Here is a 14,106-nt window from a genome sequence, read left to right as displayed (position 1 = left end):
ATGCGCACGCGGCTGTCGGCCCTGCCGATCGACACCTTCTTATTGGCGCTGCTGGCGACGGTAGCTCTCGCGGCGGTTTTCCCTGCTCGCGGTGCCGCGGCGGAGGCGGTGTCGGTGGCGGCCAAGATCGCGATCGCGGTGCTCTTCTGGCTCTACGGCGCCCGCCTGTCGCCGCAGCAGGCCTGGCATGGCGTGCGGCAGTGGCGGCTGCACCTGCTGGTGTTGGCGGCGACGTTCCTCGTGTTCCCGATACTCGGATTGGCGGCGCGCGCATTGGTGCCGTGGTTGCTGACGCTGGACCTTTATAACGGTCTGCTGTTTTTGTGTCTGGTCCCGTCGACGGTGCAGTCCTCGATCGCGTTCACTTCGATTGCGCGCGGCCACGTTTCGGCCGCGATCGTCAGTGCATCGCTGTCCAACATCGTCGGCGTGCTCGTCACCCCGGTGTTGGTCCTGCTGCTGATGCACACCAGCGGCGCACCGCGGGTGGACGCCACCGCAATTCGTGACATCGTGCTGCAGCTGCTGTTGCCGTTCGTGGCGGGCCAGTTGATGCGGCCGTGGATCGCCGACGTGATTGCCCGGCACACTGTGCTAACCAGGCTGGTCGACCGCGGGTCGATCCTTCTGGTGGTCTACACCGCGTTCTCGATGGGCATGGTCGAGCGGATATGGCTGAGTGTCGGGCTGTGGCGGGTGGTCGCGGTCACCGTGGTCAGCGCCGCATTGCTGGGGGTGGTGCTGGCGTTCACCGCCCTGGTCGGCCGGCTGGCCGGGCTGGACCGCGGCGACGCGATCGTGCTGCTGTTCTGCGGCTCGAAAAAGAGCCTGGCGTCGGGGCTTCCGATGGCGCTGGTGCTGTCTCCCGCGGCCACCGTGGGCGTAATCATGTTGCCGCTGATGCTCTTTCACCAGATTCAGCTGCTGGTCTGCGCGGTGATCGCCAGCAGACTCTCGCGCGATCCGGTGCCGTCTTAGTTGCGGCTCAGGTCGATCGGGTGGGTGGCCAACAGCGACAGCGGCATCGGCTGGCGCCGCAGCACTCGGCCCCACAGGTCCACCCTGGGCGGGACCAAGACGTCAGAAGGCAACGCGGACAACACAATCCAGTCGTCACGCTCGATCTCGCCCTCGAGCTGGCCGATGGTCCAACCGGAGTATCCGGCAAAGATCCGCACCCCCTCCACCAGCGGGGCGATCGACTCGGGGTCGGCGTCCAGATCGACCATCACCAGCCGCCCGGACACATGCCGTAGGCCGGGCACACCGTCGGGCTCGGCGCCGGCCCGCAGCACCGACAAGCACAGTGCCGCGTCACGTTTCACCGGTCCCCCGATGAACATCGTCTTGGGTTTGGCGGCCAACTTCGCCCATTGCGGCAGCACGTTGTAGACCGCGGTTTCGCTGGGCCGGTTCAGCACCACCCCGAGCGTGCCGCCGTCGTTGTGCTCGACGATATAGATCACGCTGCGGCGAAATGTCGGCTCGAGCAGGTCGGTGTTGGCCAGCAGCAACGTGCCCGCCCGCACGCGATGCGCCGCAGGGGCGACATAGTCCTCGGGGTCTTCATGCTGCGCCACAACACCATCATCGCATCAGCGCGCGGCCGTCGTGGCGAACAAACCGGGCGCCGCTTGATATTTGTAGGGTGGGTGGGTGGCTCGGCGCGGTGCCGGCTTGCCGGGCCGCACCCTGGAAGTAGGTTTCGTGATTCACACCCGCCCGCCTGTCGCTGTCTGGCGCTCGGTGCGCAGCCTGCGCGACTTTCGGCGGCTGCTGGAGTTGCGCGCCGTCAGCCAATTCGGCGACGGGCTGTTCTCGGCGGGCCTGGCCGGGGCGTTGCTGTTCAATCCCGAGCGGGCGGCCAGTCCCCTGGCCGTCGCGGGCGCGTTCGCGGTGCTGTTTTTGCCGTACTCGGTGCTGGGCCCGTTCGCGGGTGCGCTGATGGATCACTGGGATCGGCGGCTGGTGCTGGTCGGCGCCAACGTGGGCCGGCTGCTGTCCGCCGTCGTGGCGGGGCTCCTTCTGGCCGCCGGCAAGGGCGACCTGCCGGTGCTGTGCGGCGCGCTGATCGTCAACGGTTTCGGTCGTTTCGTCTCGTCCGGCCTTTCCGCGGCGCTGCCGCACGTGGTTCCCCGCGAGCAAGTGGTCACGATGAATTCGATCGCCACCGCGACGGGCGCGGTGGCGGCTTTCCTGGGCGCAAACTTCATGCTGGTGCCGCGCCGGATCTTCGGGTCCGGCGACTACGGCGCCGCGTCGATCATTTTTCTGGTGCTGGTCCCGGTGGCGATCGCATTGGTGTTGTCGCTGCGGTTCGGCGCCCACGTGCTCGGGCCCGACGACACCAACCGCGCGATCCATGGATCGGTGCTCTACCTGGTGGTCACCGGCTGGCTGCACGGGGCGCGCACGGTGCTGAGCCGTCCGACCGTCGCCGGCACCCTGGCCGGGTTGGCGGCGCACCGGATGGTGTTCGGCATCAACACGCTGCTGGTGCTGCTGCTGGTGCGCCACGCCGGCGGCACCTCGGTCGGCGGGTTGGGCACCGCGGTGCTGTTCGTCGCCGCCACCGGGACAGGCTCGTTTCTGGCCAACGTGCTGACACCGCCCGCGGTTCGCCGCTGGGGTCGCTACGCCACCGCCAACGGCGCGCTGGCGATAGCGGCCGCCATCCAGCTCGTCGGGGTCGGTCTGCACCTGCCGGTCATGGTGGTCTGCGGGTTCTTCCTCGGCACCGCAGGCCAAGTGGTGAAGCTGTGCGCCGACACCGCCATGCAGATCGACGTCGACGACGCCCTGCGCGGACACGTGTTCGCGGTGCAGGATTCGCTGTTTTGGGTTTCGTTCATCGCGGCGATCACCGGGGCGGCGATCGTCATTCCCGACGACGGGCACGCGCCCGTGCTGGTGTTGGCCGGGGTGGCGTTGTATCTGGCGGGCCTGGCGGTGCATGCTCTGGTCGGTCGGCGGGCGACGAGCGCGCAGCGCGAGGAGAGCCGCCGCCCATAGGCCCGGTCGGCGGGCGACGAACGGTCGCTAAGGTGATCCGATGGCCGGGCTTGATTCGATCGTGGCTGACTTACGTACCGAGAGCGACGAACTCGACGCGTTGGTGGCGCCGCTTCCCGACGACCGGTGGGCCGAGCCGACGCCCGCCCCGGGCTGGACCATCGCACATCAGATCGGGCACCTGCTGTGGACCGACCGTGTTGCGCTGACGTCCGTCACCGACGAGGCCGGCTTTGCCGAGCTGCTGCATGCCGCGTCCGCCAACCCCACCGGCTTCGTCGACGCCGGCGCCGAAGAGCTGGCGGCCACGAAACCTGCTGAGCTGCTTGCCGATTGGCGGTCTACCCGGGGGCAGTTGCACGACGCGCTGTTGACCGTTCCTGACGGCCGCAAGCTGCCGTGGTTCGGTCCCGCGATGAGCGCCGCCTCGATGGCCACCGCGCGGTTGATGGAAACCTGGGCGCATGGCCTTGATGTGGCCGACACGCTCGGCGTCACACGACCGCCCACCGCGCGGCTGCGATCGGTTGCGCACATCGGCGTGCGGGCCCGCGACTACGCTTTCATGGTCAACGGATTGACGCCGCCGGCCGAGCCGTTCTTCGTCGAGCTGCGTGCACCCGACGGCGGGGTGTGGTCGTGGGGCCCGCCCGACGCGACCCAGCGGGTCACCGGTAGTGCCGAGGACTTCTGCTTCCTGGTCACCCAGCGCCGGCCGCGCCGCACGCTGGACGTCGTCGCCGAAGGTGACGAAGCAGAGCGCTGGCTGGACATCGCGCAGGCCTTCGCCGGCCCGCCGGGCATCGGTCGGTAAGCGGCGAATGTGCGCTTGGTGCACGCCTTTTCGCGATTGGCGTGCATCTTCGCCACACTCGGCGCAGTGACTAGAGCGTGGTAGCGCCGTCTGCGGCGCCGTCGCCGTCGCTGTCGGTCAGCCGCACATCCCAGCGGCCGTCGCCGTCGGTGTCCACATATCCCGTCACGCCGTGCTCGCCGGCGCACATCGCACGGTCGGCCAGCCCGTCGCCGTCGCTGTCGACCAGCCGGTCATCGACGGCGCCGTCGGCGTCGAAGTCGACCAGCGGCCCGCCGGTGTGCTCGGCGCCGTCGAGCCCGAACCACCGCAGTTTCGCGCCCCCGTCGACGGCCACCGACCAGGTGCCGGTCCCGTCGTCGGTGAAATAGCTCTCCGGCGAGCCATCGTTGTCGAGGTCCAGCACGGCGTGGTCGGCCAGCCCGTCCCCGTCGAGGTCGGCCAGTGCGTCGTCGCGCAGCCCGTCGCCGTCGAAGTCCAGCCCGACCGCGTCGAGCCGGCCGTCGCCGTCGACGTCGAGATCGGGCTGGCCGGTCCACATGGCCGCCGTACCGTCGCCGCTGCCCAAGCAGTACTCCATGCCGGTCAGACGCGGCGCACTCGCTACCGGTTCCCGCGCGCCTTCCACCAGGCCAGCAGCTCGGCCGTCGCCTCCTCGTGCGACAGCGGGCCGCGCTCCAGCCGAAGCTCCTTGAGGTAGCGCCACGCCTCGCCCACCTGCGGCCCCGGCGGGATGTCCAGCAGCTTCATGATCTCGTTGCCGTCCAGGTCGGGCCGGACCCGCTGCAGGTCTTCGGCCGCGGCCAGCTCCGCGATCCTGGCCTCGAGGTTGTCGTAGTTGGCCTGCAGCCGGGCGGCCCGCCGCTTGTTGCGGGTGGTGCAGTCGGCCCGCACCAACTTGTGCAGCTTGGGCAGCAGCGGACCGGCGTCGGTGACATAGCGGCGCACCGCCGAATCGGTCCACTTCCCGTCGCCGTAGCCGTGGAACCGCAGATGCAGGTACACCAACTGCGAGATGTCGTCGACCATCTGCTTGGAGTACTTCAACGCCCGCAACCGCTTACGGGCCATCTTGGCGCCCACCACCTCGTGGTGGTGAAAGCTCACCCCGCCGTCGGGCTCGTGTTTGCGGGTGGCGGGTTTGCCGATGTCGTGCAGCAGCGCCGCCCAGCGCAACACCAAATCAGGACCTCCAGCGCCCTCTAATTCCACGGCCTGCCGCAGCACCGTCAGCGAATGCTGGTAGACGTCCTTGTGCTGGTGGTGCTCGTCGATGGCCATCCGCATCCCGCCGACCTCGGGCAGCACCACGTCGCCCATCCCGGTCTGCACCAGCAGGTCGATGCCGGCGACCGGGTCATCGCCGAGCAGCAGCTTGTCCAGTTCGGCGGCCACCCGCTCGGCGGTGATGCGGGCCAGCTCCGGCGCCATCTCCTCGATCGCCGCGCGGACCCGGGGCGCCACGGCGAAGCCCAGCTGCGAGACGAACCGGGCCGCGCGCAGCATGCGCAGCGGGTCGTCGCCGAACGACACCTCGGGCGCCGCGGGGGTGTCGAGCACGCCGGCGCGCAGCGCCGCCAAACCGCCCAGCGGATCGACGAATTCGCCCGGCCCGGCCGGGGTGACGCGCACCGCCATCGCGTTGACGGTGAAGTCGCGGCGAGACAGGTCGGCGTCCAGCGAGTCCCCGAACCGCACCTGCGGGTTGCGCGACACCCGGTCGTATTGGTCGGCGCGAAACGTGGTGATCTCCAGCCGGTGCCCGCCCTTGCCCACGCCGACCGTGCCGAATTCAATCCCGGTGTCCCACAAGGCATCCGCCCACGGCCGCATGATCTTCTGCACCTGCTCGGGGTGCGCGTCGGTGGCGAAATCCAAATCGGGGCTGAGCCGCCGCAACAACGCGTCCCGCACCGACCCGCCCACCAGGTACAACTCGTGACCGGCCGCAGCGAACACCGCGCCGAGTTCGCGCAACAGGTCGGCGTAGGAGTTCAACGCGACTGCGGCCGCGGTCAGCAGCTCGGCGTCCTGGGCGGTTTCGGGCACGTTGGTCCAGCCTAGTACGGCGACGCTCGGCCACATTACGGCGACGAACGGCGAGTGTGCCCTGGAACGCGTAGGCGTGCCAGCTACTATCGCTTGGGTGTCGGACGGCGAACAAGCCAAACCCCGCCGGCGCCGAGGCAGGCGCCGGGGTCGTCGCGCCGCCGGGACAGCCGAAAACCGCACCGACAACACGCCAGTCGACGGCACCGCTCAGTCGGCCAAGTCGGGACGTGGACGCTCGACCCGGCGCGGACCCGAGCGGCTGCGCACCGTGCACGAAACCTCCGCGGGCGGGTTGGTCATCGACGGCATCGACGGGCCCCGTGAGGAACAGGTCGCCGCGCTGATCGGTCGCGTCGACCGCCGCGGCCGCATGCTGTGGTCCCTGCCCAAGGGCCACATCGAACTCGGCGAGACCGCCGAGCAGACCGCAATCCGCGAAGTCGCCGAGGAGACCGGCATTCAGGGCAGCGTGCTGGCCGCGCTGGGCAGCATCGACTACTGGTTCGTCACCGACGGCCGGCGGGTCCACAAAACCGTGCACCACTATCTGATGCGGTGCGCGGGCGGCGAGCTGTCCGACGAGGACCTCGAAGTCGCCGAAGTGGCGTGGGTGCCGATCCGGGAGCTGCCGTCGCGGCTTGCCTACGCCGACGAGCGGCGCCTGGCCGAGGTGGCCGACGAACTGATCGACAAGCTGCAGTCGGACGGCCCGGCGGCGTTGCCGCCGCTGCCGCCCACCACCCCGCGCCGGCGCCCGCAGACGCATTCGCGCGCCCACCATCGTCAACCCGCGCCGGGCCGGAAGAACGGTCGCGGTCCCGGGCCGTGACCAGGTTGCGGCTGTTCCAAGTGGCGACCCGCTGCGCCCGGCTTCGCCGCGCTTGCGATCGCCACGGACGAGCCGCCCTACTGCGCCTCGCCGCGGTGGCCGGCATCCTGGCTGGTCTGGGGGCCGTGCTCACGCTTCCGACCGCCGCGCCCCGGGCCGTCGCGGGCGAGCCCGGTACGACTCCGTTCGTGCAGGTGCGCGTCGACCAGGTGACGCCCGACGTGGTCACCACCACCAGCGAGCCGGTCGTCACGGTCACCGGGATCGTGACCAATGTCGGCGACCGGCCGGTGCGCGACGTGATGGTCCGCCTCGAGCGGGCGGCGGCCGTCGGCTCCTCGGCGGGTCTGCGCACCAACCTCGACGGCGGCACCGACCAGTACGAGCCGGTCGGCGACTTCCTGACGGTGGCCAGCGAACTGCAGCGCGGGCAGAACGCCGGCTTCACGCTGTCGGCCCCGGTGCGCTCACTGACCGAGCCGTCGCTGGCCATCGGCAAGCCGGGCGTGTACCCGTTGCTGGTCAACGTCAACGGGACACCCGACTACGGCGAAGCGGCCCGCCTCGACAATGCCCGTTTCCTGCTGCCGGTGATGGGTGTGCCCGCCGACCCCGCGGACAAGTCCTCGGATGCGCTGAGCTCCGTGGTCGCGCCCGACACCTCCAAACCGGTGCAGGTGACCATGCTGTGGCCGCTGGCCGACCGGCCGCGGCTGGCCCCCGGGGTACCCGGCGGCACGATCCCGGTGAGGCTGGTCGACGACGAGCTGGCGACCTCGCTGGCCACCGGCGGCAGGCTGGACATCCTGCTGTCCGCAGCCGAATTCGCTACCAGCCGCGACGTCGACCCCGACGGCGCTGTCGGGCGCTCGCTGTGCCTGGCCGTCGACCCGGATCTGCTCGTCACGGTCAACGCGATGACCCGCGGCTATGTGGTCGCCGACGCGCCCGACAGCAGCGGTCCGGGCGCGCCGGTGCACCCGGGCACCGGCCAGGCCGCGGCCGTGAGCTGGCTCGATCGGGTGCGCGCCTTGGCGCACCGCATGTGCGTGGCGCCCACCCCGTACGCCCAGGCCGACCTCGACGCGGTGCAACGGGTGGGCGACGCGGGGCTCGGCGACGCCGCCAGCATCGCCACCGCGGGCGACATCGTCGACCAGATCCTGGGCGTCGCATCTGTCCGCGGAGCCACCCTGATCGCCGACGGGTTGTTGACACGGCGCAGCGTGGACCTGCTCGGTGCCAACACCGCCACGGTGGCGGTCGCCGCGGCCGAGTTCTCCGGACAGGACTCCGCCACCGGCGAACCGGCGACGGCGGACATCGCCCCGCGCCGCGTGTCGGCGCAGGTGGTCGCGGCGCCGTTCGACCCCACCGTCGGCGCCGCGCTGGCGGCGGCCGGCACCGACCCCGTCGCACCGACCTACCTGGACGCCTCGCTGGCGGTACGGCTGCGGCATGACTCCGCCACCGCGCGCCGCCAGGACGCGCTGGGCTCGATGCTGTGGCGGGGCCTGCAACCCGACGTCGCCCAGCGCACCGAGATCCTGGTGCCGCCCCCGACCTGGACCCTGCAATCCGACGACGCGGGGGCCATCTTGACCACACTGGCCGCGGCCGTTCGTTCCGGGCTGGCGGTGCCGCGGCCGCTGCCGGCGCTGATAGCCGACGCCTCCGCGGTCAACTCCGCCCCCCGGCCCGTCGGCAACGACATCGCCCCGCGGGGACGGTTCGACGACGTCGTCATCGCCCAGATCGCCGGCGAGCTGGGCCGGCTGGGCGGTCTGACGGCGGCGCTGACCACCGACGTGCGCACCGGGCTGACCGGTGCCGGCTACACCGCGCCGCTGCGTGAGGACATGCTGCGCGCGGTCAGCCAATCGGAGCGACCGGACACTCGCAACGGGCTGGCGCACCGGCGGGTGCAGATCGTCGGCGGCACCATCGACGACCTGTACGGGTCGGTCACGATCGTCAACCCGGGCGGGTCCTACACGCTGGCCACCGAGCACAGCCCGCTGCCGCTGGCGCTGCACAACGGCCTGGCGGTGCCGATCCGGGTGCGGCTGCACGTGGACACCCCGCCCGGCATGACGGTGACCGACCTCGGCGAAATCGAGCTGCCACCGGGGTATCTGCCGCTGCGGGTGCCGATCGAGGTCAACTTCACCCAGCGGGTGGCCATCGACGTGTCGCTGCGTACCCCCGACGGGGTGCCGCTGGGTGAGCCGGTGCGGCTGTCGGTGCATTCCAATGCCTACGGCAAGGTGTTGTTCGCGATCACGCTCAGCGCGGCCGCGGTGCTGGTGACGCTGGCCGGACGACGGCTGTGGCACCGCTTCCGCGGCCAGCCCGACCGCGCCGACCTGGACCGGCCCGACCCCGCCGACGTCCAGGCGCGGGTGGTCGACCGCGTTGAGGAAGAGCACCCGGTATGAGCTCGGCCGGCCGGGGCGTGCCTTTGTCGGCGCGGTTGTCCTCGCCGACGCCGCTGGAGGCCACGGCGCCTCAGCAGCGCGTCGAACTGTCCGACGCGGCGCTGGTGTCGCGGTCGTGGGGGATGGCGTTTGCGACGCTGGTCAGCCGGGTCACCGGCTTCGCCCGGATCGTGCTGCTGGCAGCCATCCTGGGCGCGGCGCTGACCAGCGCCTTCTCGGTGGCCAACCAGCTGCCCAACCAGATCGCCGCCCTCGTCCTGGAAGCGACGTTCACCGCAATCTTCGTGCCGGTACTCGCACGCGCCGAACAGGACGACGCCGACGGCGGGCAGGCGTTCGTGCGGCGCCTGGTCACGATGGCCACCACGCTGCTGCTGGTCACCACGCTGCTATCGGTAGCCGCCGCGCCGCTGCTGGTGCGGTTGATGCTGGGCGCCAGCCCACAGGTCAACGAACCGCTGACCACCGCGTTCGCCTACCTGCTGCTGCCGCAGGTGATCTTCTACGGGCTGTCCTCGGTGTTCATGGCGATCCTGAACACCCGCAACGTGTTCGGGCCGCCGGCCTGGGCGCCCGTCGTCAACAACGTCGTTGCGATTGCCACGCTCGGCGTCTACCTGGCCGTGCCGGGGCAGCTGTCGGTGGACCCAGTCAAGATGGGCAACGCCAAGCTGCTGGTGCTCGGCATCGGCACCACGCTCGGCGTAGTCGCGCAGACGGCGGTGCTGCTGGTGGCGATTTGGCGCCAGCACATCAGCCTGCGCCCGCTGTGGGGAATCGACCAACGCCTCAAACGTTTCGGGGCGATGGCCGCCGCGATGGTGCTCTACGTGCTGATCAGCCAGCTCGGCTTCATCATCGGCAACCAGATCGCCAGTACCGCAGCCGCTTCCGGGCCGGCGATCTACAACTACGCCTGGCTGGTCCTGCAGCTGCCGTTCGGCATGATCGGGGTGACGGTGTTGACGGTGGTGATGCCGCGGCTGAGCCGCAACGCGGCCGCCGACGACACGCCCGCCGTCCTGGCCGACCTGTCGCTGGCCACCCGGATGACGATGATCACGCTGATCCCGACGGTGGCGGTCATGACCGTCGGCGGGCCGGCGATCGGCAGCGCGCTATTCGCCTACGGGCGGTTCGGCGAGGTCGACGCCGGCTACCTCGGTGCGGCCATCGCGCTGTCGGCGTTCACGCTGATCCCCTACGCGCTGGTGCTGTTGCAGCTGCGGGTCTTCTACGCCCGCGAGCAGCCCTGGACGCCGATCGTGATCATCGTCGTCATCACCACGGTCAAGGTGGTCGGGTCGCTGCTGGCGCCATATGTCACCGACGACCGCGAGCTGGTGGCCGGATATCTGGGGCTGGCCAACGGGCTGGGCTTCCTGGCCGGCGCGATAGTCGGCTACTACCTGCTGCGCAACACGCTGCGCCCACCCAGCCGGCACCTGATCGGTGCGGCGGAAACCCGGACCATCCTGGTGACCATCGCCGCGTCGCTGCTGGCCGGCCTGATCGCGCACGTGGTCGATCAGCTGCTTGGACTCGAAACCCTGACGGCGCACGGCGGCGGGGCCGGCTCACTGCTGCGGCTCTTTGTGCTCGCGGTGATCATGGCGCCGATCCTGGCCGCGGTGATGCTGCGCGCGCAGGTGCCCGAGGCGCTCGCCGCGGCCGCTGTGGCACGTCGATGGCTCGGCGGGACGGGCGGAAGATTAGCCGTGGGCAAGGCCGCCCCGCCCGACCGCCTGTCCGGGCGTGGCCCGGTCACGTACTCTGAGCAGAGGAATTCGTTGGCGCCGGGGGGGTATCCGGTCCGGGGACCCATCCGGCGAATGCCTCCCGAGCAGGTAGCCGGGGCGCGGATGGGGAAAGGACCGGAGGTGACTGACGGCCCGACACACAGCACCTCGTCCAAACCTGCGTCCGACGCCGAGCGGTCGCAGCAGTCCGCCGACGACTTCCAGCCCGACATCCCGCCCGATCTTCAGGTCGGCACCGTCTCAGCGCCCGCGCCGAAAAAGCCGAACGGGGATTCCGTCGCCGACGATCCGATCGAGTTCGACGCGCCACGCGCGCCGGCGCCGGGGCCGCCGGCGCGAGAAGACCTGCACCTGGTGCCCGGCGCCAGCATCTCCGGTGGCCGCTACCGGTTGCTCGTATTCCACGGCGGTCGACCGGGATTGCAGTTTTGGCAGGCCCTCGACACCGCGCTGGACCGGCAGGTGGCGCTGACGTTCGTGGACCCCGACGGGACGCTGCCCGACGACGAACTGCGCGAAATCCTGTCTCGCACATTGCGGCTCAGCCGTATCGACAAGCCGGGCGTCGCCCGGGTGCTCGACGTGGTGCACACCGGCCGCGGCGGGCTGGTGGTCGCCGAGTGGATCCGGGGCGGCTCGCTGCAGGAGGTGGCCAACACCTCGCCGTCGGCGGTGGGAGCGGCCCGCGCGATGCAGACCCTGGCCGCCGCCGCCGAAGCCGCCCACCACGCCGGCGTCGCGCTGTCGATCGACCACCCCAGCCGGGTGCGGGTGAGCATCGAGGGCGACGTGGTGCTGGCCTTCCCGGCGACCATGCCCGACGCCACGCCCGATGCCGACATCCGCGGCATCGGCGGCGCACTGTATGCGCTGCTGGTCAACCGGTGGCCGCTGCCGGAGTCCGGGGTGCGCAGCGGCCTGGCGCCGGCCGAGCGGGATGGGTCCGGTCACCCGGTGGAACCGCGCCTGATCGATCGCGACATTCCGTTCCAGATCTCTGCGGCGGCCAGTCACGCCATCCAAGGCGACGGCGGAATACGCAGCGCGGCAACGCTTTTGAACCTACTGCAGCAGGCCACGGCGGTTGCCGACCGCACCGATCTGCTGGCGCCGATCGACGAGCCGGCGCCCGGCGCCGGGCGGCCGGGGCCGTTCCGCCGCAGCAGCCCGGAAGACGACGAGGTTCGGCTGCGGCGTCGACGCAACGTGATGATCGGGGTGGGCGCAGCGGTGGCCGTGATCGTGGTCGCGCTGCTGGTGCTGGCGACGGTGCTGGGCCGCATCTTCGGCGACCTTGGCGGCGGCCTGGACAAGGATCGCCTCGGCCTGAACGCGCCGTCGTCGAGCACCACCGCGACGGCCAGCAGTTCGGCGGCGCCGGGCAGCACGGTCAAACCCTTGAAGGCGACGGTCTTCTCCCCCGGCGGCGAGGCCGACAACCCGGGGCAGGCCGGCCAGGCGATCGACGGTAACCCGGCCACCGCCTGGGCGACCGACACCTACACCGACGCCGCGCCATTCCCCAGCTTCAAGAACGGCGTCGGGCTGCTGTTGGAGCTGCCCAAACCCACGACCGTGGGCACGGTGACCGTCGACATCTCCAGCACGGGCACAAAGGTCCAGATCCGCTCGTCGCCGACGTCGTCGCCGGCCAAGCTCGAGGACACCACGGCGCTGACCCAGCCGACGGCGTTGCACCCCGGGCACAACAGCATCCCGGTCAACGCGTCGGCGCCGACGTCGAACCTGCTGGTGTGGATCTCCACGCTGGGAACCACCAACGGCAAGAGCGAAGCCGACATCTCCGAGATCACCGTGCAGGCCGCCTCCTAAGGCAGCCCCGCGGGTGAAGTGCCGGGCAGGGCCCGCTTGGTTAGTGTCCGGCCGTGGGTCTCGGCAATCGGGTGCGGACAGAACGCAGCGACGCCGAACTGCTGGCCGACCACGTCGCCGGGGACCGCTATGCGTTCGAGGAGCTGTTCTACCGCCACCACCGCCAGCTGCACCGCCTTGCCCGGCTCACCAGCCGCGACCCGGAGGACGCCGCCGATGCGCTGCAAGACGCGATGCTCTCGGCGCACCGGGGCGCCAAATCGTTCCGGCACGACGCCGCGGTCAGCAGCTGGCTGTATCGCATCGTGGTGAACGCATGCCTGGATCGGTTGCGCCGCAACAGGTCTCACCCCACCGCTGCGCTGGACGACGACCACCCGGTGGCCGATCGGACCGCGCAGGTGGAAACGGCGATTGCGGTACAGCGCGCGCTGATGCGGCTGCCCGTCGAGCAGCGTGCGGCGGTGGTGGCCGTCGACATGCACGGCTACACCGTCGCCGACACCGCCCGGTTGCTGGGCGTCGCCGAAGGCACCGTCAAGAGCCGCTGTGCCCGCGCGCGGGCCCGGCTCGCCACGGCACTGGGCCACCTCGACAAGGACACCGACCCGGCCATGTCGCACACTGAGGCCGATGGCTGACGTTCGCGACGACGCGGATGGTGATCCGCCGCTGAAACCCGCACACGCCGCCCGGCCCGGCGGTCGGCCGCTGCGGGTGGTGGCGGCGGTGGCCGGCCTGGCCGCGGCCGGCGTCGCCGTCGCGCTCGGAACGGCCGCGCTCGTCAGCGAGCCGGCGGCGACTCCCAGCAGCCCGATCACTGCCCAGCACATCACGGTGTCGCGGCCGCCTGCGGCTATTCCGTTGTCCGACGCGCAGATCCTCGCGCTGCTCGACCGCCCCGCTGACTACGGCCCGCTCGCCGATCCGCAGCGGCGCGGGTCGTGTCTGACCGGCCTGGGCTACGCCGCCTCGGTCCGGGTGCTGGGCGCCCGGCCGATCGAGATCGCCGGTCGCCCGGGCGTGCTACTTGTCCTGCCCGGCGACACGCCCGATACGGTGGCCGCACTGGCGGTGGCGCCGACCTGCAGTAGGGCCGACACGGGGTTGCTGGCTGACAGGTCGGTTCCCCGTCCGTAAGATCCGTGGCGACCCGCTGCGCCCGGCTCCGCCGCGCTGGCGAATCGCCACGAGAGTTTCAGCCCGGGAACAGCGCCGCCTACCCTGGCGTTCGAAGTGTCTGGACCCGGCTCGAAGTATCCGAAAGGCTCGTATGACTGCCAGCAGCCCCGTGCGCAACGTGATCGTTATCGGCTCCGGACCGGCCGGATACACCGCTGCTCTCTACACCGCGCGCGCGCAACTGGC

Annotated in this window: 11 protein-coding genes and 1 pseudogene; 9 read left to right on the top strand and 3 right to left on the bottom strand. The window is 70.9% G+C overall.

Going from position 1 to position 14,106, the window contains the following annotated elements; all coding sequences use genetic code 11:
- Positions 1–978, top strand: coding sequence for a bile acid:sodium symporter family protein (locus AWC14_RS06160; protein ID WP_045375616.1), 978 nt, complete (start codon positions 1–3; stop codon positions 976–978).
- Here the strand turns inward: AWC14_RS06160 and AWC14_RS06155 are convergent.
- Positions 975–1,580 (bottom strand): YqgE/AlgH family protein, encoded by a 606-nt coding sequence (locus tag AWC14_RS06155; RefSeq protein WP_045375615.1) that lies wholly within the window; start codon positions 1,578–1,580, stop codon positions 975–977. The genes AWC14_RS06160 and AWC14_RS06155 overlap by 4 nt on opposite strands.
- Before the next feature lie 112 nt (positions 1,581–1,692).
- Here AWC14_RS06155 and AWC14_RS06150 point away from each other — a divergent pair, with 112 nt between their 5' ends.
- Together AWC14_RS06150 and AWC14_RS06145 are read left to right on the top strand one after the other, a co-directional pair.
- Positions 1,693–3,012: an MFS transporter gene (locus AWC14_RS06150; protein ID WP_428838949.1), complete on the top strand. Its 1,320-nt coding sequence runs from the start codon at positions 1,693–1,695 to the stop codon at positions 3,010–3,012.
- A 40-nt stretch (positions 3,013–3,052) separates the two neighbouring features.
- Positions 3,053–3,826 (top strand): TIGR03084 family metal-binding protein, encoded by a 774-nt coding sequence (locus tag AWC14_RS06145; protein ID WP_045375613.1) that lies wholly within the window; start codon positions 3,053–3,055, stop codon positions 3,824–3,826.
- A gap of 70 nt (positions 3,827–3,896) precedes the next feature.
- On the opposite strand, the gene AWC14_RS06140 is transcribed toward AWC14_RS06145, so the two are convergent.
- Both AWC14_RS06140 and AWC14_RS06135 read right to left on the bottom strand, forming a co-directional pair.
- A complete protein-coding gene (locus AWC14_RS06140; RefSeq protein WP_045375668.1) occupies positions 3,897–4,406 on the bottom strand; it encodes a hypothetical protein in 510 nt (169 codons plus the stop codon).
- A 23-nt stretch (positions 4,407–4,429) separates the two neighbouring features.
- The gene (locus tag AWC14_RS06135; RefSeq protein ID WP_057003113.1) at positions 4,430–5,875 is read right to left on the bottom strand and encodes a CCA tRNA nucleotidyltransferase; all 1,446 of its coding nucleotides are present in this window, start codon (positions 5,873–5,875) and stop codon (positions 4,430–4,432) included.
- Positions 5,876–5,972: 97 nt separating this feature from the next.
- Between AWC14_RS06135 and AWC14_RS06130 the strand changes: the two genes are divergently transcribed.
- The 6 genes and pseudogenes from AWC14_RS06130 to AWC14_RS29130 form a co-directional block, all read left to right on the top strand.
- Positions 5,973–6,707 carry an NUDIX hydrolase gene (locus tag AWC14_RS06130; protein ID WP_045382579.1) on the top strand — a complete coding sequence of 245 codons (735 nt, stop codon included), beginning with the start codon at positions 5,973–5,975 and terminating at the stop codon, positions 6,705–6,707.
- 20 nt (positions 6,708–6,727) lie between these two features.
- Positions 6,728–9,145, top strand: a complete 2,418-nt coding sequence (locus AWC14_RS06125; protein WP_045382590.1) for a hypothetical protein — start codon at positions 6,728–6,730, stop codon at positions 9,143–9,145.
- A complete protein-coding gene (gene murJ, locus AWC14_RS06120; protein WP_045382582.1) occupies positions 9,142–12,738 on the top strand; it encodes a murein biosynthesis integral membrane protein MurJ in 3,597 nt (1,198 codons plus the stop codon). Before AWC14_RS06125 ends, murJ begins: the two co-directional genes overlap by 4 nt.
- Before the next feature lie 53 nt (positions 12,739–12,791).
- Positions 12,792–13,379 (top strand): RNA polymerase sigma factor SigM, encoded by a 588-nt coding sequence (gene sigM, locus AWC14_RS06115; RefSeq protein ID WP_045382585.1) that lies wholly within the window; start codon positions 12,792–12,794, stop codon positions 13,377–13,379.
- Positions 13,372–13,878: a hypothetical protein gene (locus AWC14_RS06110; RefSeq protein ID WP_052425649.1), complete on the top strand. Its 507-nt coding sequence runs from the start codon at positions 13,372–13,374 to the stop codon at positions 13,876–13,878. The genes sigM and AWC14_RS06110 overlap by 8 nt, the downstream gene beginning before the upstream one ends.
- A gap of 133 nt (positions 13,879–14,011) precedes the next feature.
- Positions 14,012–14,106, top strand: a pseudogene (locus AWC14_RS29130) (thioredoxin-disulfide reductase); the annotation flags it as partial.

This window comes from Mycobacterium kyorinense, assembly GCF_002101735.1.
Classification (GTDB): Bacteria; Actinomycetota; Actinomycetes; order Mycobacteriales; family Mycobacteriaceae; genus Mycobacterium; species Mycobacterium kyorinense.
This window is presented reverse-complemented; position numbering and strand designations above follow the sequence as displayed.

Excerpts from the sequence above, each read along its gene's own strand:
- AWC14_RS06160 (WP_045375616.1), top strand. The coding sequence starts at position 1 with ATGCGCACGCGGCTGTCGGCCCTGCCGATCGACACCTTCTTATTGGCG.
- AWC14_RS06145 (WP_045375613.1), top strand. The coding sequence starts at position 3,053 with ATGGCCGGGCTTGATTCGATCGTGGCTGACTTACGTACCGAGAGCGAC.
- AWC14_RS06140 (WP_045375668.1), bottom strand. The coding sequence starts at position 4,406 with ATGGAGTACTGCTTGGGCAGCGGCGACGGTACGGCGGCCATGTGGACC.
- murJ (WP_045382582.1), top strand. The coding sequence starts at position 9,142 with ATGAGCTCGGCCGGCCGGGGCGTGCCTTTGTCGGCGCGGTTGTCCTCG.
- AWC14_RS06110 (WP_052425649.1), top strand. The coding sequence starts at position 13,372 with ATGGCTGACGTTCGCGACGACGCGGATGGTGATCCGCCGCTGAAACCC.